Origin of the sequence: Flavobacterium sp. Arc3 (assembly GCF_041431375.1) — a bacterium.
Taxonomy (GTDB): Bacteria; Bacteroidota; Bacteroidia; order Flavobacteriales; family Flavobacteriaceae; genus Flavobacterium.
In genome coordinates this window covers 39,130-63,718 of the sequence record NZ_JASMRI010000006.1, presented here as the reverse complement: position 1 = coordinate 63,718, position 24,589 = coordinate 39,130, and the positions used below count along the sequence as shown (strand labels likewise).

Here is a 24,589-nt window from a genome sequence, read left to right as displayed (position 1 = left end):
AGAGCGCTATTGTATTCTGGTAGCTAACATTAAAAACGAAGTATTTAGTATGTTATTTGTCTTAATTTAGAGGGTAAGAGTCTAATTTTTAGCATTTTATCGTTTTTATATGTTGTTGGTCTTAAATAGTTGCAGACGGTGTTTTTTTGGATTAAGTTTATGTCACCATAAAATTAGTAGGTTAAGTTTATGGTAGATTTGGGGCAAAAAAGGTGGAAGCAATTCCGCCTTTTTTATGTAATAAACCTATGAAAAGGTTAGAAAGGTGAGTTGGGAAGTAAAAGAAATAAAAACAAATAAAAAAGACGGATGAACTTAGTAAGTTCATCCGTCTTCTTGTATAATATTTGATGGAGTATTTAGGAATTAACTTTAACTTCAATCCTTCCATCTCGTACTTCTAACCTTTTTTTACTATTTCTCAGATGCAAATCTTCGAGATACTTCTGTCCAGTTAATTACATTAAAGAAAGCTTCAATATAATCAGGTCTTCTATTTTGGTAATGTAAATAATATGCATGTTCCCAAACGTCCATTCCTAAGATTGGAGTTCCACCACATCCTATTCCAGGCATTAATGGATTGTCTTGATTTGGAGTTCCACAAACATCAAGTTTACCACCTTTATGAACACATAGCCAAGCCCAACCTGAACCAAATTGAGCAGCACCCGCTTTGCTGAATTTTGCTTTAAATTCTTCAAAAGATCCAAAAGCAGTTTCAATTGCAGTTAATAAATCTCCTGTTGGAAGTCCGCCTCCGTTTGGAGTCATTACATTCCAATAAAGATTGTGATTGTAAAAACCTCCACCGTTATTACGAACAGCAGTATTTTTCATGTCAAGGTTAATCAAAATGTTTTCGATTGTCTTGCCTTCCATATCTGTACCTGCAATTGCTGCATTAAGATTAGTAGTATAGGCATTATGATGCTTCGTGTAATGAATCTCCATCGTACGTGCATCAATATGAGGTTCTAATGCGTCGTACGCATAAGGTAATTGAGGTAATTCAAAAGCCATGATATATTTGTTTAATGATTTATAAAAATTTTATTCAAATTTAAACATTTAACTTTGGAATTGGAAATTCTATTTAGCTATTATAACATTTATTTAATTGATAGTGTTCTTATTTCTTCTGATTATCGCCCTTTTAGCGAGATGAAATGTAATTTATTATAAAATATGAATGGTTTAAAATTTCATTTCAAGCTTTGTCTCGACCATTTTACGTCCTGATTTTCTAATTCTTTTTCTAAATTAAAATACCAATCAAAATAGGATATGTTATTTTCATGCTTTCGATTAAAATGCGAATATTAGGACTGTGCCATGGCCATACAAACAATACTAATTCTTGCTCCTGGAATTTTCAACAAAGCTCTGGAGCAGGCTTCTAAGGTTGCGCCTGTTGTGATTACGTCGTCAACAAGAAGATAGTGTTTGTTATGGTCTTTTTCATAGAAGGAAACATCAAAAACGGTTTCAATTCCCTCTGTTCTACCTAATAGATTTTTTTTCGATTGTGTTTTTGAATAAACGGTTCGAAACAATAGAGAATCATTATAAGGTATTCTTAATTCATCTGAAAGAGCTAATCCAAAACTAGTTACCTGATTATAGCCTCTTTCTTTAAATTTCTTTTTATGCAAAGGAACCGGGATGATAATATCTGCTGTTTTTAGGGCCATATTCTCCTTTAGATCTTCTGCGTACCAGTTTCCTAAAATAGTTCCTATTTCTTCATGCCCTTTATATTTCAATTTATGGATAAGTTCTTGAACGATTCCTTTTTTATGAAAATAAAGAAAAGCAGAAGCATATTCTAAATGAATTCTGCCGTAAAATTTTTTGAAAGCTTCATTTTCTGGAATTAAATGATGATTTGTTAAAGGAATATGATGTCTGCACAACGTACATATTACTTTTTCATTTGTCAGTAAAAATGAGTTGCATCCACTGCATACGGGAGGAAAGAATAGATTTAAAAGATATTTAACCATTTAATTGCTAATTTATTTATAAAAATATGAAAATGAATGCTTCAAACTTCTGCTATTTTTCTTTTTTTTAGTTCACTTTTTATATTTTTGCAGTATGGCAAAACAAGAAGACATATTTAAGAATGTAATTTCGCATGCAAAAGAGTACGGATTTATTTTTCCGTCAAGCGAAATATACGATGGTTTAAGTGCGGTATATGATTATGCGCAAAACGGAGTAGAGTTAAAAAAGAACATCCGTGAGTACTGGTGGAAAGCAATGGTCCAGTTGAATGATAATATTGTAGGTCTTGATGCCTCGATATTAATGCATCCAACAACTTGGAAAGCTTCGGGCCACGTAGATGCCTTTAATGACCCATTAATTGATAATAAAGATTCGAAAAGAAGATATAGAGCCGATGTTTTAATTGAAGATTATGCTGAAAAGCTTAATATCAAAGCAATTAAAGAGGTTGAAAAGGCAAAAGTTCGTTTTGGCGATTCTTTTGATGAAGCTGAATTTGTATCTACTAACACTAGAGTTGTTGAGTACAAGGCTAGGGAAAGAGAAATTCTAGAGCGTTTAGGTCGTTCTTTAGGAAATGAAGATTTAGAAGATGTAAAAGCATTAATTGAAGAGTTAGAAATAGCTTGTCCTGAAACAGGTTCTCGTAACTGGACAGAAGTAAGACAGTTTAATTTAATGTTTGGAACAAAATTAGGAGCATCAGCAGATACCGCAATGGATTTGTATTTGCGTCCTGAAACTGCTCAAGGTATTTTTGTAAATTTCTTGAATGTTCAAAAATCGGGAAGAATGAAAGTTCCTTTTGGGATTGCTCAAACAGGTAAAGCTTTTAGAAATGAAATTGTAGCGAGACAATTTATCTTCCGTATGCGTGAATTTGAACAAATGGAAATGCAATTTTTTGTACGTCCAGGAGATGAAATGAAGCATTATGAATTCTGGAAAGAAGCACGATTGAAATGGCATTTATCTCTTGGTTTAGGGAAAGAAAATTACCGTTTTCATGACCATGAAAAACTAGCTCATTACGCTAATGCAGCGGCTGATATAGAGTTTAATTTTCCTTTTGGATTCAAAGAATTGGAAGGAATTCACTCTCGTACTGATTTTGATTTAAAAGCACACGAGAAATTCTCAGGTAGAAAATTACAATATTTTGATGCTGAATTGAATCAGAATTATGTTCCTTATGTAGTGGAAACATCTGTTGGATTAGACAGAATGTTCTTGGCCGTTTTTGCGACTTCTTTAAAAGAAGAAACTTTAGAAGATGGTTCAACTAGAACAGTATTGAAACTACCATCGGTGTTAGCGCCTACAAAAGCAGTAGTTTTACCATTGGTTAAAAAAGATGGTTTACCTGAAATAGCCCATAAAATTGTTGAAGATTTAAAATGGGATTTCAATGTGGGCTATGATGAGAAAGATGCGGTAGGTCGTCGCTATAGAAGACAAGATGCATTGGGAACTCCGTTTTGTATTACAGTAGATCATCAAACTATAGAGGATCAAACAGTAACGATTCGTCATCGTGATACGATGAAACAAGATCGAGTTAAAATATCCGAATTGAATTCGATAATTGAAAATGAGGTGTCGATGAAAAATTGGTTAATGAAAATGTAATCAGTTACTTTATAATGTATACAAAGGCTTTCCAAATTTGGAAAGCCTTTTGTTTTTTAGTCGTTAAATATGTATAGTGTTTAAAATGAGGTCATTTCGGGTCGCGACAATTGCGTACTTAATCGGATTTATATGCATTTCATCATAATCTATGAACATTTGTTAACAACATATTAACAACACACATGAATACTCAATGAATCATGTATTTTTATTTTGTTAAAAAATGAAAAATAATTGATTTTTTTACTTAAAGAGTTTCCCAAAACTACCATAGATTTTGCTATTATTTGAAGTGTAAGCTGGGTTATACCGCAAATAATACGCCTAACAATTTAGGAACAGCCATAAATGAACTATTCGTACATTATTATTGATGATGATCAAGAAAGTGTTTTGAAAACAAAGGCCATGGCTGATAGTTTTTCGGAGCTAGCCTTCGTCGCTTCGGCAAACAGTTATGATGATGGTTTAAATCTTATATTAGAACATACTCCCCAATTAATTTTTCTCGAGATTGATCCTTCAAATAAAAAGAGTAAGCTATCATTGTTGCTTATCAATGAATTGCACCGCTATTTGAAAATAATTCCTAAAATTATTGTTACCACTTCGAAGAAGGATTTGGCCTACGAAGCAATTCAATATAATGTTACAGATTATATTTTGAAGCCTTTGGCGCGCATCGATTTTGTAAAATCAATCTTAAAGTTGAATAAATTCAACGCTGATAGTGCCACTGTTATAGCTCAATCATATGTTTTAGATGAGAGACCAACGGTTGCAGTGCAGCATGAGACTATTGCGACTGACAAACCTCTAATATTGTGTATAAAATCGTATGGTGATCATAGGTATATTGATGCCAGAGATATTTGTTATTTACAGGCCGACAACAATTCTACAGATATTCACCTAAATGGTGGCGAAATGATTACTGCGTTCAAAACATTGAAACACTTTGAAGCTATCTTATCGTATCCTTTTGTCCGGATTCATAATAGTTATATTGTTAATGCGCGTTATATTTCAAGGATTCACACAGGGAATGCCGTGTGTTTTATCAAAAACAATGCGACGAAAATTCCTTTTTCGAAGTCATATAAGGCTAACATCGACCTTATAATTTCTGAAATTTCCAATGGAAATTACTTAGAAATTTAAAAAACAGCCATCTACCAAGATTTGGGTACCGTTCACTATCAAACGAGTGTATCCTACCATTTACTCTTTTTCTTGTAGGAAAAAGCGAAAGCTCTTGTGTACTTTTACATTGTAATGACAAAGAAATCAAGTCGTTATATAAATGTAAAAACAAACAAATAACATAAAAAATTCCCAAATTATGAAAAAATCTATCTTAACAATCGGACTGTTTTCTTTAGTAATGACTCTAACATCTTTTACTACTCCTGAAACTAATAGTATTATTGGTGGAAATGCTGCAGGTGGAAACATGAAATTGGATATTATTGGCGGAAATGCTGCAGGTGGAAATATGAAATTAGATATCATTGGCGGAAATGCTGCTGGCGGAAACATGAAATTAGATATCATTGGCGGAAATGCTGCTGGCGGAAATATGAAATTAGATATCATTGGCGGAAATGCTGCAGGTGGAAACATGAAATTAGACTGATTCTAAAATTATAATTTCGAACTTATTTAGGCTATCATTTATTTGATAGCCTTTTTTTTATGGTAATAGTTTTATTTTACTATTTTTGATGAAAATCATGATCGATAATTGAAAGATAAAAATAACTTATATATAATCGTTGTACTTCTGTATGCTTTTTTTGGTTGTTCCAAAAAAAACCAGGATAATAATGACATGGTATCTTCGCAAGATAGTTTGTCTAACTATTTTACCTTAGCTAATGATTTAGCGTTACCCCGAGAGGATAGATTACAGTATACTCAAAAAGCTTATGATATTGTAACTAATGATGAAAATGATTCTTTAAATAGAGTAAATTTTTTTAAAGTTGCAAACAGATATTACAATTTAAATAATTGGAAAAACTTTAGGAAAACTGTTAAAATTGTTTTAAATAAATCAGTAGAAGCTAAGGATACTTTGAGTATGACAAAATCGTACACTTATTTAGGAGAGTATTATGATTCTCAAGGAGTTTCTGATACTGCATTTCTATTTTATTATAAAGCGGAAAAGATTTATGAAAAATTAGGTAGTAAGTTGAATTTAGCTAAGGTTTTAATTAATAAAGCAACTTTACAATTTAAAGCAGGGGATTTTTTAGGTTGCGAGAAATCTGTTTTTAATGTACTTCGTATAATTAAAAGCGAAAAGAAAGTAAATAGTATTTATTATGATGCTTATAATCTGTTAGGGATTACCTACGGTGAAATAGAAGAATTTGATAATGCGCTTGCTTATCATAATAAAGCATTATCTGTTATCGATGATAATGTAATACCTATTGAGTTTCAATCTAGAGCTACTTCTTATAATAACATTGGGTTTCTATATTTAAATGCTAAAAAGTATGCGTTAGCCAAAAGCTATTTTCAAAAAGGCTTAGAGGAAGAAAAACTGAGTATCCAAAAACCTTATGTTTTTGCTTTGCTGTTGGATAATTTAGCCTATGCTAAATTTAAGCTAAATGAATCAACGGGTCTTCCAGATTTGTTTTATCGATCTCTAAAACTTAAGGATAGTTTGAAATTTACTAATGGAGTATTTATCAATAAAATTCATTTGTCGGAGTATTTTGCGTCAAAAAAGGATACTGTGAATGCATTAAAATATTCAAATGAAGCTTTAATGTTAGCTAAATCAATGAATGTTTCTCGGGATGTTTTAGTAGCTTTAAAGCAATTGTCGATTATTGAGCCAAAAAAAGCAGCAGTTTATAATAGGGAATATATTCATATCAATGAGGAATTACAAAACGCTGAGCGTAGAATGGGGGAGAAATTCTCTCGTATCGAGTATGAAACAGATGTAATAAAAGGGGAGAATTCAGATTTAACAATTCAAAACAGAAATTTAGTATATACTTTTAGTTTTATGGCGATTTTAGGGTTGCTTACCTATATTATTAAGGACCAGAAAACAAAAAATAGGGTGCTTTTGTATAAGCAACAACAACAGAAAGCTAATGAGGATATTTATAATTTAATGATATCTCAGCAAAATACAATAGAAACGAATAGAGTTGAAGAGAAAAGAAGAGTTGCCCAGGAACTACATGATGGTGTATTAGGGAGAATGTTTGGTGTTCGTATGAATTTAGATGGTCTAAATGGATTCCAAGATGAGGTGGCGGTCAGCCAAAGAAGTGGTTACTTATCCGAGTTAAAGAATATAGAACAAGATATTCGTGAAATTTCACATGATTTAAATAGGGAAAAATCAGAATTAATTAATAACTTCGTTGCCATTGTCGACAATCTGTTTGAAGAACAAAGAAAAACATATCCGTCTAAACTGATTTCAAATATTGATAGCACTATAAAATGGGAGTTATTAGTGAACTCGGTAAAGATTAATTTGTACCGTATCATGCAAGAGTCGCTTCAAAATATTAATAAGTATGCCAATGCCAATACTATTAAAATTGAATTGAAAAAGAAGGATAATAATTTATCGTTAATAATCAGCGATAACGGAATAGGATTTAATGCAACAGTGAAAAAGAAAGGTATAGGTATTCAAAATATGCTTTCTCGAACAAAAGAATGTCACGGAGAATTTCATATAAAATCAAAAAAAGGAGAAGGTACAATTATTACCATTATAATTCCAATCGAACAAAAACAAATACCTACATAGAAATGACAATCGATTCAGCTGCCCCAACAACTGCAAAAAGTAATATACTAATTGTGGATGATCATCCGTTTATTATACAAGGATATAAGAATGCAATTACAAGATATAATCCAACGCATCATGAGTTTTTTATAACAGAAGCAAAGGATTGTGAATCAGCATATAATGTTATCACAAACCCAAAATCTCAAGCTTTTGATATTGCTTTTTTAGACATAAGTATGCCGCCTTATGAAGATAAGGGTATTTATTCAGGTGAAGATGTGGCCAAATTGATTTTGGAACATATGCCGAATTGCAAAATCATTTTACTTACAATGTTCACGGAGTTTTTAAAGATAAAAACAATCATAAAAAATATAAATCCGAATGGATTGGTTATAAAAAATGATTTAACATTTGATGAGCTACTATTTGCCTTTGATAAAGTGATAAAGAACGAAACATATTACAGCCAATCGGTTATTAAAATGTTAGAGTCACAAAATCATAGTATTGAAATTGATTTGTTTGATAAGCAGATTTTATTTCATTTGTCTAAAGGAACAAAAGCCAAAGAGATGCCGCAATACATACCAATATCTTTAAATGCAATCGAAGTTAGAAAGTTAAATCTTAAAGAATTGTTGAATGTAATTGATGGAAGTGACGTCGATCTAGTTCGTGAAGCAAGAAATATTGGATTGTTATTTTAACGATCTAACAAGTATAAAAAAAACGGCATTTATAAATTTATAAATGCCGTTTTTGGTTTTTTATTCAGTCATAGCGTCCCAGCCACGTGCTTTTAGAGGAATTTTAGTATCCGCTCTGGTGATTAAATGTATTCCTTCGCTTTCTTGGGTCATGTGGCCAATGATAGAGAAATTAGGGTTTCCTTTAATTTTTTCAAAATCTTCCATGGCAATGGTGAAAAGCAATTCATAATCTTCACCACCGTTTATGGCTACTGTAGTAGAATCAATATCAAATTCCTCACATACATTTATCAACTGCGGGTCAAGTGGTAGTTTATCTTCGTATAAATTACAGCCTACATTTGACTGCTTGCATAAATGCATGATTTCCGAGGATAATCCATCTGAAATGTCAATCATTGATGTTGGTTTTATTTCCAAGGCATGCAATAAGGTACGAACGTCTTTTCTAGCTTCTGGTTTTAGTTGGCGCTCAATCAAATAAGTATAAGCATCTAAATCAGGTTGTGAGTTTGGATTTACTTGAAAAACTTGCTTCTCACGCTCTAAAACTTGTAGTCCCATATAAGCAGCTCCAATGTCACCTGTAACTACTAATAAGTCGGTTTGTTTAGCGCCATTTCTATAGACAATCTCTTCTTCATCTGCTTCGCCAATTACGGTTATGCTGATGATTAATCCTTTTTGTGACGAAGTAGTATCTCCACCAATAACGTCAACTTTATATTCATTTGAAGCATGTGTGATTCCTGCAAATAATTCGTCTAATGCTTCTAGAGGGAAACGATTAGAAACTGCAATAGAAACTGTTATTTGCGTAGCCTTTGCATTCATTGCGCAAATATCAGAAATATTTGTAGTCACCGCTTTATAGCCTAAATGTTTTAAGGGCATGTAAGCCAAATCAAAATGGACTCCTTCAACTAATATATCTGTAGAAATAACGACTTTCTTGTCCTTAAAGTCCAGTACTGCTGCATCATCACCAATTCCTTTTAAAGTCGAAGGCTGGATGATTTCAAAGTTTTTTGTTAAGTGATCAATTAATGCAAATTCTCCTAATTGAGCAATACTTGTACGTTGTGGGGTTTTATCTTCAATCATCATGTTTATTTTAAAAGACAAAGGTACGAAGATAATTAGGTTGTAAATTTTGATCTTTATAAAGTTTTATAATTTATTATTGTAACGTTTTTAACAAGATGATACTTATTATATAAACCATAAAAACCTTTTAGAATGAAGCTTAAAATAACTAATCTTAGTAAGACGTATAAAAACGGTGTAAAAGCCTTGGATAATTTGAATCTCGAAATAGGAACTGGGATGTTTGGGCTTTTGGGTCCTAACGGGGCTGGGAAATCATCTTTAATGCGTACAATATCTACGTTACAAAAACCGGATTCTGGTACAATTGAGTTTGAGGGTATTAATGTATTGGAAGATCAAATGGGTTTACGCAAGGTCTTAGGTTATTTGCCTCAAGAATTTGGAGTCTATCCTAATATGTCTGCCGAAAAATTGTTAGACTATTTTGCTCAGTTAAAAGGAATTGCTTCAAAAGTAGATAGAGCTGCAATTGTAAAGCAAGTCTTGGAAGTTACCAATTTATATGAAGTTCGAATGAAAGATGTAAATGGGTATTCTGGAGGGATGAAGCAACGTTTTGGAATTGCGCAATTGTTGTTAAATAATCCGAAATTAATTATTGTCGATGAACCAACGGCTGGTTTAGACCCTGCCGAAAGACATCGTTTTTTAAATGTATTACGTGAAATAGGAACAAATCACACTGTAATTTTTTCCACACACATTGTAGATGATGTAAAAGAACTTTGCAATGAAATGGCAATTTTAAATGGGGGAAAAATTTTAACTCAGGGAACGCCAAAAGCGGTTACAGATGCGCTAAGTGGTACAATTTGGACCAAAATTATAGAACGGGAGACATTAGAAGAAAATGAAAATGAGTTCAATGTTATTTCTTCTAATTACAACGAGGATAATACTCTAAACATTAGAGTTCACAGTTCAAATAAACCAAATGAAAGTTTTGTTTCTTCTCTCCCTCAACTTGAAGATGTATATTTTGTTGCACTAAAAAATGATTCAATATGATGTTAGGAACTATATTTACTTTTGAGTTAAAAAGGTGGTTCAAAAATCCATCTTTCTACATATATATTGCTATTTTCTTTATTCTTTCGATGTTGATGATGGCGAGTAGTTTGGGTGTTTTTGACAATGTTACTGTCACAACATCCTCCAATGCTTTAGCTAATTCGCCAATAGCATTGAACGAAATTATCAACGTACTCTCTGTGTTTACTTATTTCCTGTTGCCTTCGATAATTGGGGCATCGGTATACAGGGATTTTAAGTATAACATGCATACGATTCTGTTTTCTTATCCATTTACAAAAACGGATTATTTATTAGGGAAGTTTTTGAGTTCGTTGACAATAGTAATATTAATCGTTTTGGCTATCGGTTTGGGTGCTTTTTGTGCAAGTTTTCTACCATATGTAAATCAAGATTTGTTAGGGCCAGTTAATATTATTGCTTATTTACAAATTTATTTTATTTTCGTAATTCCGAATTTATTTTTTTACGGTGTAATTGTCTTTGCAGTTGTAACTATCACCAGAAATATTTCCGTTGGGTTTATAACTGTGATTTTATTATTGTTTGTTCAAAGTATAGTTAGTAGTTTTACAAATGATGCTGACAATCGTTTTATTGCAGGACTTCTAAATCCTTTTGGTGGTGATGCATTGCGATACTATACTCAGTATTGGACCGTTTCAGAAAAAAACGTAAACTTACTTCCTTTTGAAGGAGTAGTCATATATAATAGAATGATTTGGCTGGGGGTTTCACTTCTGATTTTTGGTTTTTTGTATCGTTATTTTTCGTTTACCCAAAATGCCTTAACCATTGGAAGAAGTAAAAAAGAAGAGCGAATTACAAAAAATAATTTTGGAGGAATTACAAGAATCAATTTACCCCAGGTAAAGCTCAATTTTTCGACTAAACAAAATTTAAAAACCGCCTGGAATTTATCCAAAGTGGATTTTAAATTCATTGTGAAAAACTGGATTTTTATTAGCATTGTACTAGTTGGATTAATGTTTATTTTAATTGTATCATTGACTGCGGGTGAAATTTTTGGGACACAAACCTATCCTGTGACCTGGCAAATGCTATTGATCCCTGGAAGTACATTTAGTCTTTTTATAAATGTTTTGACTTTTCTTTTTGCTGGAATTTTAATTCATCGTGGTGTAGCTGCCAGAATGAACCATTTGATTGACGTAACTCCAATTCCGAACTGGGTTTTGTTATTTTCCAAATTTCTGGCATTATTTAAAATGCAAATGGTGCTTTTGGCGGTCATAATGATTGGCGGAATAGCAATTCAATGTTATAAGGGGTATTTTAATTTTGAAATCGGACACTATCTATTTGAACTGTATGCGGTGAAACTAGTAGACTTTGTGATTTGGGCTTTTTTGGCGCTTTTTATTCAAACATTGTTCAAAAATTACCTGCTTGGGTTTTTTGTGCTGCTTATTCTTGTCATAGGTTTGGTTTTTCTTCCGAAAATTGGAGTAGAACAAAGGATTTACCGATTCAATAGCGACACAGGGTTTCAATATTCTGACATGAATGGATATGGAAGCAATTTAGCATTGTATTATTTGTACAAAGGATATTGGTTGCTGCTGGGGCTAGTTCTTTTTGGGATGACACTTCTGTTCTGGACAAGAGGAATAGGACAGTCGGCAAAGGCAAGGTTTTCGGATGCTAAAGCAAGATGGAATAGAAATACCGCAATTTTAGTAGTTCTTCCATTAATTGGGTTTTTTGCTCTTGGTAGTTCAATTTACTATCAGGATAACATTGTAAACGAATACAGGACAAACCAAGAGTCTGAAAATTTGGCGGTCGCTTGGGAAAAGAAGTATAAAAAGTATCAAAATTACGCACAGCCTAGAATCACCGATATCAAAGTTAATCTGGATTTATTTCCGGAAGAGAGAAATTTTACAGCTAAAGGAACTTATTTGTTGAAGAATAAAAGCAAAGAAAACATCGATTCTGTTTTTGTGAATTATAACGACTATGAAACGCAGATTACGTTTTCAAAACGGGTAGAGCTGGTTTCTAAAGACACTGTTTTTAATTTCAACATCTATAAGTTGGTTAAAGCCATAGCTCCCGGAGATTCTATTGAGATGTCTTTTGAAGTAAAAAATAAAGCCAATAATTTATTTAAGAATAATTCGCCAGTGATTTATAACGGAACCTTTATTAACAACAGTTCTTTTCCGTCTATTGGTTATAGTGAAAACGGAGAATTGAGTGACGATGATGTTAGAAAGAAACACGGTTTGAAGGCAAAAGAAAGAATGGCTAGTCCAATGGATTCAATTGCAAGGAAAAACAACTACATCAGCAGTGATGCTGACTGGGTTACTTTTGAAACTACTGTAAGTACTTCTGGCGACCAGACGGCAATTGCTCCAGGTTATTTGCAAAAGCAATGGAACAAGGACGGAAGGAATTATTTTCATTACAAAATGGACCAAAAAACGCTTAATTTCTATGCTTATAATTCGGCTAAATATGAAGTTAAACGTGATAAGTGGAAAAATGTAAATATTGAAATTTATTACCATAAAGGACATGAATACAATTTGGACAGAATGGTTTCTGGGATAAAAAAATCCTTTGACTATTATACTGCTAATTTTAGTCCATACCAGCACAAGCAAGTTCGAATTATGGAATATCCTAGGACGGTAGGAACTTTTGCGCAGTCTTATGCTAATACAATTCCTTTTTCTGAAGCTATAGGTTTTATAGCAGCTGTGAATGATGATGATAAAGCTGCGGTAGATTATCCATTTGCAGTAACCTCTCACGAAGTAGCGCATCAATGGTGGGCACACCAGGTTATTGGGGCAAATGTTCAAGGTGCTACTATGTTATCCGAAAGTTTATCTGAATACAGTTCTCTAAAGGTTTTAGAACATAAATATGGTAAATCGCAAATGCGAAAATTCTTGAAAGTATCTCTAGACAATTATTTAAGGGGAAGAACGATGGAGAAGAAAAAGGAGAAACCATTGATGTATAATGAAAATCAACAATACATTCATTATGAAAAAGGTTCTCATGTGTTTTATGCTTTAAGTGATTTTATAGGAGAAGAAAAATTAAATGGAGTTTTGAAATCATACATTCAAAAAGTAGGTTATCAAGAGGCTCCATATACCAATTCTGTGGAACTTGTCGAGCTTTTAAAACAAGCCACTCCAGATTCTTTAAAATATGTAATTAATGACATGTTTGAAACAATTACCTTATATGACAACAGAATTAAAAAAGCGACTTCGAAAAAATTAGCCAATGGAAAATACCAAGTAGATATTGAGTTTGAAGTTGTAAAATACCGAGCTGATGATCAAGGGAAGCGAATTTTTAAAGATGCAAAGGGAAAAACTTTATCTTACAAGAAAAAGGGAGATAGAATCGCAACAACATCCTTTCCTCTAAAGGATTATATTGAGATTGGTGTTTTTAACGAAGAGCAGGTTAAAGGTAAAAGTGCCGAAAAGGAATTGCATTTAAAGAAATATAAAATCGATAAAATTGATAATAAAATAACCATAGTTGTTAATGAAAAACCCTCGGAAGTAGGAGTTGATCCCTACAATAAATTAATTGATGCGAATTCAGATGATAACCGAAAGAAATTGTAATTTATTAAATTAACCCAAAGGCGAAGATTTAAATCTTCGCCTTTTTATTTTTTAGAATTTTTAAATATCAGAAGTAAGTAGGAGAACTTATTTCATTTATCATTAAATTTATAGAATGAAAAAACACGAAATCATAACCCTAACTGTAAATCCTGCACTTGATAAAAGTGCTCATTTTTCTGGACTAGTGCCAGAGCAGAAGATTAGATGTGAAGCTCCCTTGTATGATGCGGGCGGAGGAGGAATTAACGTCTCTAAAGCAATATCTCGCCTTGAAGGAACATCATTAGCGGTGATGGCTTCTGGCGGGCCATCAGGCGAAATGATAAAAGAAATTTTAAATAAGGAATCAATTTCATTTCAGAGTATTGAAACTAAAAACTGGACTCGAGAAAGTTTTGTAGCTGTTGATGACAATACCAATTCGCAATACCGTTTCAATTTTCCAGGAACTTCAGTTACGGATGCTGAAAAAAACGAAATTATTAAAACTGTTGAAAGTATTGATTCGAAATTTATCGTTGTAAGCGGGAGTTTAAGGGAAGGATTGCCTGTACATTTTTATCAGGAGATTGCCGAAATAGCAAAAAAATCAAATTCAAAAGTGATTGTTGACACTTCGGGAGAGCCTTTGAAAAAAGTATTGGAAACGGGAGTGTATTTAATTAAACCTAATGTAGGTGAATTGGCCAAACTGATTGGTGTCGAGCGTCTGGAAATGGAAGAGGTAAATGCTGCTGCTAAGCAAATCATTGCAAAGGGTGGAGCTAAAATTGTGGTTGTTTCTCTTGGGCCTCAAGGTGCAGTGTTAGTTACTGAAGATTCCTATGACTATGTTCCTGCACCAAATGTCGCTAAAAAAAGTACCGTAGGTGCTGGAGATAGCATGGTAGGAGGAATGGTTTGGGCTCTTTCACAAAATAAAACTCTGAAAGAAGTAATCCGTTGGGGAGTGGCTTGTGGATCGGCAGCAACGATGAATGAAGGAACGCAATTATTTAAATTGGAAGATGCTAAAAGACTTTTCGAATGGTTGAAGGATAAATAAGATTCGCCACACGAGAGTAAGCGAACCGACGAAGTAAAAGCAAGCTTGAAAAGCATAAAAAACCCTGATGATTTTTACATCATCAGGGTTCTTAATATTGTAGTTCCTCCTTCGGGGGTTAGGGGGCTTTAGTCATTCAACTTCAAAACAGCCATAAAAGCTTCTTGAGGGATCTCTACATTTCCAACTTGTCTCATACGTTTCTTTCCTTTTTTCTGTTTTTCCAATAATTTACGTTTACGGGAAATATCACCACCATAACATTTTGCGGTAACGTCCTTACGTAACGCTTTAATGGTTTCACGGGAAATCACTTTCACACCAATAGCGGCCTGAATCGGAATATCAAACTGCTGACGCGGAATTAATTCTTTTAATTTTTCACACATTTTTTTACCAATGTGGTAAGCATTGTCTACGTGAATTAATAAGGATAAGGCATCTACGATAGTTGCATTTAATAATATGTCAACTTTCACTAAGTTTGAAGTTCGCATTCCAATAGGAGCATAATCAAAAGAAGCATATCCTTTAGAAACGGTTTTTAAACGGTCATAAAAATCAAATACAATCTCAGCGAGTGGCATATCAAAAGTCAATTCAACACGATCCGTAGTTAAATAGGTTTGATTCGTAATCAAGCCTCTTTTTTCGATACATAATGACATTACGTTACCCACAAAATCAGATTTCGTAATAATGGTTGCTTTTATGAAAGGTTCTTCTACGTGATCCAATTTAGAAGGCTCCGGTAAATCAGTTGGATTGTTTACTACTAATGCAGTTTCAGGATTTTTTTTGGTGTAAGCAAAATACGAAACGTTGGGAACTGTAGTAATTACAGTCATGTTGAACTCACGTTCTAAACGTTCCTGGATAATTTCCATGTGTAACATTCCTAAGAATCCACAACGGAAACCAAATCCTAAAGCGGCGGAACTTTCAGGTAAAAAGACAAGTGAAGCATCGTTCAATTGTAGTTTTTCCATAGAGTTTCTAAGGTCTTCATAATCTTCGGTGTCAACAGGATATATCCCTGCAAATACCATTGGTTTAACATCTTCAAAACCTTTAACCATCTTGGTCGTTGGTGTTTTTGCGTCTGTAACTGTATCTCCAACTTTTACTTCTTTGGCCTCTTTAATTCCTGAAATTAAATAACCAACATCACCAGTGGAAATAACTTTTTTCGGAACTTGGTTCAGTTTTAATGTTCCAATTTCGTCTGCGAAATATTCATTTCCAGTAGCCATGAATTTAATCTTCTGACCCTTTTTAATTTCTCCATTTATAACACGGAAAATAACTTCAATTCCTCGAAATGGGTTGTAATGAGAGTCAAAAATCAAAGCTTGTAACGGCTCATCAACATTTCCTTTTGGAGGTGGAATTCTTTCGATAATAGCAGCCAAGATGTTTTCTACTCCTAAACCGGTTTTCCCAGAGGCGTGAATAATTTCTTCGAGTCTACAGCCCAATAAATCAACAATATCATCACTTACTTCTTCGGGATTGGCACTTGGTAAATCTACTTTATTCAGAATAGGAATAATTTCCAAGTCATTTTCTAAAGCTAAGTATAGATTTGAAATGGTTTGAGCTTGTATACTTTGCGCTGCATCCACAATCAAAAGCGCCCCTTCACAGGCAGCAATAGATCGGGAAACTTCATAAGAAAAATCTACGTGCCCAGGAGTATCAATCAGATTCAAGATGTATTCTTCGCCTTTATACGTATACTCCATCTGGATCGCATGACTTTTTATCGTGATACCACGTTCTCGTTCCAAGTCCATGCTGTCAAGTAATTGTGCTTTCTCTTCACGTGCCGTAACGGTTTGGGTAGCGGCAAGTAAACGGTCGGCAAGTGTGCTTTTACCGTGATCAATATGTGCAATAATGCAAAAATTCCTTATATGTTTCATATTCTGTTTGTGTCAATTTTATTAAGGGCTTGTTCGCCGCGACGAACGGGCTTTTTATTGTAATCTTATCACTGCAATCTCACAACCACAAGTGTTTTTGCTGCAACCCCTGACGCAATCTGCTAAAGTGCGACCATTAATCTGCAAATATAGTTTAAATTCAACAGTTTCAAAGTCCCAAATCGCAAACTAATGAGTTAAGTAATAAGTCTTTCATCGTCGCTATTTCATCCTTTGATCAAAAAAGCGTAATTTTGCACAAAATTTAAGCAGATGATTAAGATTGGCAACATAGAATTACCGGATTTTCCTTTACTTCTTGCTCCTATGGAGGACGTGAGCGACCCACCTTTTCGCAGGTTGTGTAAGATGCACGGAGCCGATATGATGTACTCAGAATTTATTTCTTCTGAAGGACTAATTCGTGACGCCATAAAAAGCCGAATGAAATTAGATATTTTCGATTATGAAAGACCTGTTGGCATTCAGATTTTTGGAGGTGACGAAGAGGCAATGGCCTTGTCTTCTAAAATCGTTTCTACAGTAAATCCAGATATCATTGATATTAACTTTGGTTGTCCTGTAAAAAAAGTAGTTTGTAAAGGTGCGGGTGCTGGAGTATTAAAAGATGTTGACTTAATGATTCGCTTAACGCAAGCTGTTATTGATAGTACCCATTTACCTGTAACGGTAAAAACCCGTTTGGGATGGGATGATGGTTCCATTAATATTGATGAGGTTGCAGAGCGTCTTCAAGATATTGGAGTTGCTGCCTTAAGTATTCACGCTAGAACTCGTGCGCAAATGTACAAAGGTCATTCAGATTGGTCACACATTGCCAGAGTGAAAAATAACCCAAGAATTACGATGCCTATTTTCGGTAACGGAGATATCGACAGTCCTGAAAAAGCGTTACAATATAAAAATGAATATGGTATCGACGGAATCATGATTGGTCGTGCCGCAATTGGTTATCCTTGGATTTTTAACGAAATCAAACATTTCTTTGAAACGGGTGAGCATTTAGCTAAACCTACAGTTGTCGATAGAGTAGAAGCGGTGCGCAATCACTTAGCATGGGCAATGGAATGGAAAGGAGAGCGATTAGGAATTGTGGAAACTCGTCCTCATTATACTAATTATTTTAAAGGAATTCATTCTTTTAAACCGTTCAAACAAAAATTAGTTACCCAAGATAATCCTGTTGAATTGTTTGCTATTTTAAACGAAATAGAACAAGCATACGCAGGTTATGAGGTAGTATAGATAAGTCGTAAAACACAAACCCCACTAATTTAGAAATATTAATTAGTGGGTTTTGTGTTTTATTTTTAGAAATTTAATCTAATAACTTCTTACTTACTCGGCTACTCGCTATCAATGAAGCGATGAAACCTAAAGTAACAATCGTTCCCATAACAATCAATACGTTTTCAAGTGTGAAAACCACTGGATAGGCAAGTGTTGGGGTAATCATTACCAGTTGAAAATGCTGTTGCAGTAACACAATTGCAATTCCTAAAAGAAGTCCAATAATTCCGCCAAAGATACTCAGTAGCGTTCCTTGAAGTAAAAATATTTTACGTAAATCCTTGATTTCTGTTCCCAGATTAAAAAGTGTTTTTAAGTTTCCTTTTTTGTCCAGAATCATCATAATCAATGCCCCGATGAGGTTGAAAAGGGCCACGACTATCACCAAGGTAAATATTAAATACACGGCAATATTCTCCGTGTTCAGCATTTTGTATAGTGCTTCATTGAGCTGAGCCCTGTTTTTTACAGTGATTTTGTTTTTGAAAATGGTTTGCAGTTTCTGGATGATTGCAGCTTCATCAGCGTCCTTTTTTTCTTTGATTTCAATTCCTGAAATCTGATTGGTTTTATATTCCAATAATTGTTGGGCCAGACCTAAATCTGCAAAAACGTATTTAGAGTCAAGGTCTTCGCTGATGGCATAAATACCTACGGGGAAAACATCGGTTTTGTTAAAAGCTTGTTCGGGGTTTGTAATTGCTCCTCTTCCAGGTTTAGGAACTAGAACTTCCAGCTGTTTAGTAAAATCCAGTAATCCCATTGAGAATTTCTGAGCAATTCCATAGCCCACAACAACCTGATAGGTGTCAGGTTCAATCCACTGTCCGTTGTACAATGTTTTCTTAATGTCGTTCACTTTACTGAAGTTGGTGTCAACTCCTTTCAAATACGTAACGACCTGCTTATCATCAAAAACAAATAAAACGCGTTCCTCTATAATTTTGCTGTAGGAAGCCACGCCGTCAATTTTCTTTATTTGTTGTTCTTGCGATGGAGAAACGAGAAATGATTTTCCTAAAGTGCTGCTTATTTTTATGTCGGGATCAATATCGTTCGTGAATGAAAGGCTAAAAACTTTCAATCCGCTAAAAACAGATAATACCACAAATAAAGCCATGGCGCCAACAATGATTCCCATACTCGCAATGCGATTGATGATATTTATGGCATTGTTTTTACTGTTACTTAAAATGTAACGTTTGGCTATGTAAAGGGGGAAATTCAAATTATATCAGCTTGCGTTTCTCTAGAAGATCTCTGTTTTCAATAGGATTATCTTTACTGGCTAAAGCATTGTCAATTTTTTCAATGTAGTCTAAAGAGTCATCAATAAAGAAAACCAAATTAGGTACTTTTCTCAATTGCAAACGTACTCTTTGTGATAAATCATGTTTTATTGTTTTAGCATTCGACTTAACAGCCTCTAAAATCTCTTTTGCTTTATCCTGAGGAAAAACACTTAAATGAACCGTCGCCACAGATAAATCTGAAGTTACAACAACCTTGGATACCGAAATAATTAAATTACTTACTCCGTTTTTTCTCACTTCACCTTGTAGGATATCAACCAAATCTTTTTGGATCACCCCACCTATTTTTTTCTGTCTATTTGTTTCCATAGTGCAAAAATACTACTTTTAAACATTAAACAAACAATTTTTAAAAGCAACCTATTATTAAAGCTGTTTTTTAGAAGCTTTTTCCTGCTGTACACTATATCTTTCCTGTCAAACCCTGGCAAGAAAGGATGCCGTTTCCATCAGGGCTAGGGATTTTTTTACCTAAGAATGTTACGTTTAAATCAAGAATCTAAATCCAATTTTATGAATAGAGTGTTGATTTTTCTTCTGCTATTTTTTTTAAGTTGTTCGCCAAGTGGTAGTGGGGTAAGGTCAATTGAAATTATGTCTTACAGGTATATTTCATCATATGAGAATTATGGATTACAAATTTATCCTCTACTGTATGCTAATGTTGATAAATTCGGCAATGTTCAAATGGAAAAAAATAGTAACAAACTCACATATTATAATTTTAGTATAGAAAAAGAGTACTTAAAGAATATTGAAGATGACACAAAAAATCCTTCGGTAGAAACATATCAAAAAAATCCAGATTCCGTAAAAATGTGTGTATGCGACTACCCTGTAATTAGAATTAAAATTGATTATGAGAACGGACGGTCGCTCTCTTTTAATTTTGACGAAAATACTCTTTCTGAAAAATTTAAATCATCAAAGTATTTATCCAATGAATTATTACGAAAGAGTAAAAGTCATGATAATACCACAAAGGAAATTAAAAATGTTGTCGACAAAAGAAAAGCGTTTGTAAATTACACAATGAATAAGGATACTTTAGAATTACCTTTACCAGTAAGACCAAAAAAATCTGATAAAATAAAATTTATAAAGCCATAAATTCAATAATTATATTTGAACTTAGGTTCACTTTCAAGAAAAGAGGATTTTAGTATTCAACATAAAAAAAATAGTAGCTACGATAATGAAAAGCATTTTTGCTAAAAAAAGCTTTTCAGACACAAGATCACCATGGAAAATAATAGCAATTCAAAACATACAGTAAATCCAGTTTCGGCTCCCTTCCCTTCGGGGAGGGTTGGGGTGGGGCGCCCTTCCTTCTCCATATACGACGCTTCTGCAGGTTCTGGAAAAACCTACGCGCTTGTCAAAGAATACTTAAAAATTATTCTTACAGCGCATAAAAATGATGCCTATAGAAATATTCTGGCCATTACGTTTACCAATAAAGCGGTGCACGAAATGAAAAGCCGAATCGTAGGAAGTTTGTCTGAATTTGCCAAAGACGAGCCTTCTAAAAAAGCATTCGATTTGATGCAGGATTTAGCCACGGATACGGGACTTTCGATTATCGCAATCAAAAGTAAATCGCAACAAATTATCAAGCATATTATTCATAACTATGCCGCTTTCGATATTTCGACCATTGATAAGTTTACCCATAAAGTAATTCGTGCCTTTGCCCACGATTTAAAGTTGCCTATGACTTTTGAGGTGACCTTGGATACAGAAAATTTATTAATAGAGGCGGTAGACGCCATCATCGCGCAAGCTGGGGAGGATGAAACGCTGACTAAGTTATTGATCGATTTCACTATGGAAAAAACCGATGATGATAAATCTTGGGACATCTCGCGTGAAATTCTGGATACGGGTCGCTTGGTTCTCAATGAAAATCACCGGAATGAAATCACCCATTTTCATGATAAGTCCATTGCCGATTTTGTCGAAATCAAAAAGAAATTAATTGAGTCCTGTAAAGTCTTAGAAAAAGACAACGCCGAATTTGCGCAAGCGGCTTTGACACTGATAGAAAATAACGGAATAGACCTGAAATCGTTTTCTAGAGGAACGTTTCCGAATCATTTAATCAGCATTCGAGACGGAAAATTTAATCCGAAAAACAAAACCTTTCACGAGTTTGATGATATTGCCATCAATAAAACCGCCAAAGACCGTGCTTTAATAGAAAATCTGATTCCGGAGTTAATTCAGATTTTGGCAACGATTTATAAAAATTTCGAAAAAAGAGATTTTTATAAAGCCTTCCTTAAAAATATAACGCCGCTATCTTTACTAAATACGGTCAGCAATGAATTAGCTAAGATTCAAGAAGAGCAAAATGTGCTTTCGATAACCGAATTCAACTCGCTTATTCATCGCGAAATCCAAAATCAACCAGCGCCTTTTATATATGAGCGATTAGGAGAACGCTACCGTCATTTCTTTATTGATGAATTTCAGGATACATCAGAGATGCAATGGCAAAACTTAATTCCGTTGATTGACAATGCGCTTTCCGGTCAGGATGATTATGGAGAGAAAGGAACTTTAATGATTGTGGGCGATCCCAAACAATCCATTTACCGCTGGCGTGGAGGAAAGGCAGAGCAGTTTATAGAGCTCAGTAAAGACAATAATCCTTTTGCTAATCCAGACAAGAAGTTAGAGCATCTGGATAAAAATTACCGTTCTTATTCGCAGGTAATTGAGTTTAATAATGAATTTTTCAAGCTGTTGTCATCAGAGTTTGAGCAGCCTGATTACAAAGATTTATATGAAAATCACAGCCACCAGAAATCAAATGATAAAACGGGTGGTTACGTTAATATTTCCTTTATTCCAAAGGTGGAAAGCACAGAAGAGGACGAAGACGCTCTTGATAAAAGCGAGTTGTTTGTTTTAGCAACTTTGAGTACGATTCAAAAAGTACTTCAAGAAGGATTTGAATACAAAGACATCGTTATTTTAACGCGTAAAAGAAGTCAAGGAATTGCGATTGCTAATTATTTGACAGAACAAAATATTCCACTTTTGTCTTCAGAAACGTTGATGATTCAGAACGCAACCGAAGTCAGACTGATTATTCACCTTCTAAAATACCTAAAAAACAATGCCGATTTAGAGGCGAAAGCTCATTTTCTCCACTATATCGCCGAAAATATTCAGGATCAGTTGTCGGTTCATGATTTCATTGCAAAAGGAATGGAACAAAAACTAGAAGCCGATTTTGAGAAATGGCTAATGAGTTATGATATTTCGCTGTCTTTTCAAAATATTAGGAAAAAATCATTGTATGAGGCGGTTGAAGTGATAGTGTCGAAATTTATCCTCCCCCCAGCCCCCTCCAAAAGAGGGGGAGACGGTGTTGATATGCTGACTGTTGAAAGTTTGGGTAGAAAAGATGCGGTTCTTGAGTCAAATAAAAAGGGTTACAAGACTGGTGGTAATTATTCTCATCTGTTATTAGAAAAAGCAATAGGACATCGAAAACAACCTACTGTTGCCGAAAAAATACTTTGGGATGAACTTAAAACTCAATCTTTGGGGAGTAAATTTAGGCAACAACATTTAATCGATAATTACATTGTTGATTTTGTTTCTTTGTCAAAAAAACTTATTGTTGAGGTGGATGGTGGCTACCATTTTACGCCGGAGCAAATTGCATTAGATGAAGAACGAACTAAAGTTTTAACCGAATTAGGTTATAAAGTAATTCGCTTTCGAAATGAAGAGGTAGTAGGTTCGATTTCGCAAGTTTTAAATGCGATCAAAGATGCATTGAAAAATCAAGAACAAATGTTAGAATTAAATAATGACAAATTATTTAATTCGGCTAATGAATCAAAAGACAATGTAGCCAGTAAGTCTCCCTCCCTCTCGGGGAGGGCTGGGGTGGGGAATGCGTACGTTCAATATTTTCTTGATATTGTTCTCGAACGGGATGTGCGAAATCAAGCAGGAATATCCGACTTCTTGAATTTTTGGGATAAAAATGCAGAGAAGTTTAGTATTCCGTCACCAGAAGGAAATAATGCGGTTCGTATTATGACTATTCACAAGTCCAAAGGATTGGAATTTCCTGTGGTAATCATGCCTTTCGCCGAAGAAGATTACAATAGGAAGCCAAAAGATAAATTATGGCTTGACGGCGAAGAGATGGGTTTTGGTCTGCCAAAGGTGTTAGTGGATAACAGTAGTGCGGTAGAAGGTTTTGGTGTTGAAGCAAAATTAGTCTATGATCAAAAGAAGCAAGAAGAGTTATTAGATAATGTAAATGTTTTATATGTGGCATTAACTCGAGCCGAGGAACAACTGTATGTTATTTCGAATATGAATTTGTCTAGTAAAGGAGAAGTTCCTAAAAACAATATGTGTACTTTTTTTATTAATTATTTAACGAGCAAAGGAGTTTTTGACGAAAATATATTGGAGTATGAATTTGGGAGTGCTACAAAACTATCAAACAAGGCAAAGCATATTGATACTTCAAAAGCAATCCGCGTAGTTGCTGAAGTTTTAAATCCAAAGAATATTAAAATAGCCCAGCGAGAAGCTTTAATGTGGGGAACGCATCAGCAAGAGTCTATAGAGTATGGGAATGTGGTACACGAAATTTTATCTTTTGTAAAGACAAAAAATGACATTGATTTAGCGGTCACTAAGTCTATTGAAAGCGGATTGATTACTTTCAATCAAAAGGAATTGGTACACAAGACAATTCAAGATATTGTAAATCATGAAGAGTTGGAATTCTTTTTTTCTGAAGAGCATGAAGTGCTGAATGAACAGACCATAATTCAAAAGGAAGGGAAAACAATAAAGCCAGATAGAATGGTTGTGACAAAAAGCAAAGAAGTTTATTTATTGGATTATAAAACAGGAGTTCACAATGCTAAATATCAGAAGCAATTAGAGAATTATCAATCTGCAATTGAATTAATGGGTTATAAAGTCGTAAAAAAAGCGCTGATTTATATCGGAAAAGAAATCGATGTAGTAAATTTGTAGCGTAAAAATGAATTATTCGCAAAATTGAGTTCTAGAACTAAATTGAGTTTAATGATAAACGAA

The 24,589-nt window shown here is 34.0% G+C and carries 17 protein-coding genes; 11 read left to right on the top strand and 6 right to left on the bottom strand.

All coding sequences use genetic code 11. From position 1 onward, the window contains the following. Positions 1-414: 414 nt before the first annotated feature. Complete coding sequence (locus tag QO200_RS05740; RefSeq protein WP_371537517.1) at positions 415-1,023, bottom strand: superoxide dismutase; 609 nt, start codon at positions 1,021-1,023, stop codon at positions 415-417. A gap of 299 nt (positions 1,024-1,322) precedes the next feature. After that, complete coding sequence (locus tag QO200_RS05735; protein WP_371537515.1) at positions 1,323-2,006, bottom strand: ComF family protein; 684 nt, start codon at positions 2,004-2,006, stop codon at positions 1,323-1,325. 94 nt (positions 2,007-2,100) lie between these two features. Here QO200_RS05735 and QO200_RS05730 point away from each other — a divergent pair, with 94 nt between their 5' ends. The 5 genes from QO200_RS05730 to QO200_RS05710 all read left to right on the top strand — a co-directional run bounded on the left by QO200_RS05730 (position 2,101) and on the right by QO200_RS05710 (position 8,136). Beyond that, complete coding sequence (locus tag QO200_RS05730; RefSeq protein WP_371537512.1) at positions 2,101-3,642, top strand: glycine--tRNA ligase; 1,542 nt, start codon at positions 2,101-2,103, stop codon at positions 3,640-3,642. Positions 3,643-3,993: 351 nt separating this feature from the next. Continuing rightward, positions 3,994-4,806 carry a LytR/AlgR family response regulator transcription factor gene (locus tag QO200_RS05725; protein ID WP_371537509.1) on the top strand — a complete coding sequence of 271 codons (813 nt, stop codon included), beginning with the start codon at positions 3,994-3,996 and terminating at the stop codon, positions 4,804-4,806. A 181-nt stretch (positions 4,807-4,987) separates the two neighbouring features. Then, positions 4,988-5,281 (top strand): 3-oxoacyl-ACP reductase, encoded by a 294-nt coding sequence (locus QO200_RS05720; RefSeq protein ID WP_371537506.1) that lies wholly within the window; start codon positions 4,988-4,990, stop codon positions 5,279-5,281. Positions 5,282-5,476: 195 nt separating this feature from the next. After that, complete coding sequence (locus tag QO200_RS05715; protein ID WP_371537503.1) at positions 5,477-7,441, top strand: ATP-binding protein; 1,965 nt, start codon at positions 5,477-5,479, stop codon at positions 7,439-7,441. 2 nt (positions 7,442-7,443) lie between these two features. Continuing rightward, positions 7,444-8,136: a response regulator gene (locus tag QO200_RS05710; RefSeq protein WP_371537500.1), complete on the top strand. Its 693-nt coding sequence runs from the start codon at positions 7,444-7,446 to the stop codon at positions 8,134-8,136. 60 nt (positions 8,137-8,196) lie between these two features. On the opposite strand, the gene thiL is transcribed toward QO200_RS05710, so the two are convergent. Further along, a complete protein-coding gene (gene thiL / locus QO200_RS05705) occupies positions 8,197-9,243 on the bottom strand; it encodes a thiamine-phosphate kinase (RefSeq protein WP_371537807.1) in 1,047 nt (348 codons plus the stop codon). Between the two features lie 135 nt (positions 9,244-9,378). Here thiL and QO200_RS05700 point away from each other — a divergent pair, with 135 nt between their 5' ends. The 3 genes from QO200_RS05700 to QO200_RS05690 all read left to right on the top strand — a co-directional run bounded on the left by QO200_RS05700 (position 9,379) and on the right by QO200_RS05690 (position 14,955). Then, positions 9,379-10,257, top strand: a complete 879-nt coding sequence (locus QO200_RS05700; protein WP_371537497.1) for an ABC transporter ATP-binding protein — start codon at positions 9,379-9,381, stop codon at positions 10,255-10,257. Further along, entirely contained in the window at positions 10,257-13,907 is a 3,651-nt protein-coding gene (locus QO200_RS05695; protein ID WP_371537805.1) for a M1 family aminopeptidase, read from the top strand. Before QO200_RS05700 ends, QO200_RS05695 begins: the two co-directional genes overlap by 1 nt. 115 nt (positions 13,908-14,022) lie before the next feature. Continuing rightward, the gene (locus QO200_RS05690) at positions 14,023-14,955 is read left to right on the top strand and encodes a 1-phosphofructokinase family hexose kinase (protein WP_371537494.1); all 933 of its coding nucleotides are present in this window, start codon (positions 14,023-14,025) and stop codon (positions 14,953-14,955) included. Between the two features lie 128 nt (positions 14,956-15,083). On the opposite strand, the gene lepA is transcribed toward QO200_RS05690, so the two are convergent. Then, on the bottom strand, positions 15,084-16,880 hold the full coding sequence (gene lepA / locus QO200_RS05685) for a translation elongation factor 4 (RefSeq protein ID WP_371537492.1): 1,797 nt from the start codon (positions 16,878-16,880) through the stop codon (positions 15,084-15,086). Between the two features lie 273 nt (positions 16,881-17,153). On the opposite strand from lepA, the gene dusB reads away from it, so the two are divergent. After that, positions 17,154-18,146 carry a tRNA dihydrouridine synthase DusB gene (dusB, locus tag QO200_RS05680; RefSeq protein ID WP_371537490.1) on the top strand — a complete coding sequence of 331 codons (993 nt, stop codon included), beginning with the start codon at positions 17,154-17,156 and terminating at the stop codon, positions 18,144-18,146. A 73-nt stretch (positions 18,147-18,219) separates the two neighbouring features. Here dusB and QO200_RS05675 read toward each other — a convergent pair whose 3' ends face one another. Together QO200_RS05675 and rbfA are read right to left on the bottom strand one after the other, a co-directional pair. Continuing rightward, positions 18,220-19,419, bottom strand: a complete 1,200-nt coding sequence (locus QO200_RS05675; RefSeq protein WP_371537488.1) for an ABC transporter permease — start codon at positions 19,417-19,419, stop codon at positions 18,220-18,222. Between the two features lies 1 nt (position 19,420). After that, positions 19,421-19,813: a 30S ribosome-binding factor RbfA gene (gene rbfA / locus QO200_RS05670; protein WP_371537486.1), complete on the bottom strand. Its 393-nt coding sequence runs from the start codon at positions 19,811-19,813 to the stop codon at positions 19,421-19,423. Positions 19,814-20,017: 204 nt separating this feature from the next. Between rbfA and QO200_RS05665 the strand changes: the two genes are divergently transcribed. Both QO200_RS05665 and QO200_RS05660 read left to right on the top strand, forming a co-directional pair. Next, positions 20,018-20,614, top strand: coding sequence for a hypothetical protein (locus QO200_RS05665; RefSeq protein ID WP_371537483.1), 597 nt, complete (start codon positions 20,018-20,020; stop codon positions 20,612-20,614). Positions 20,615-20,818: 204 nt separating this feature from the next. Further along, a complete protein-coding gene (locus tag QO200_RS05660; RefSeq protein WP_371537803.1) occupies positions 20,819-24,526 on the top strand; it encodes a UvrD-helicase domain-containing protein in 3,708 nt (1,235 codons plus the stop codon). Positions 24,527-24,589: the final 63 nt, after the last annotated feature.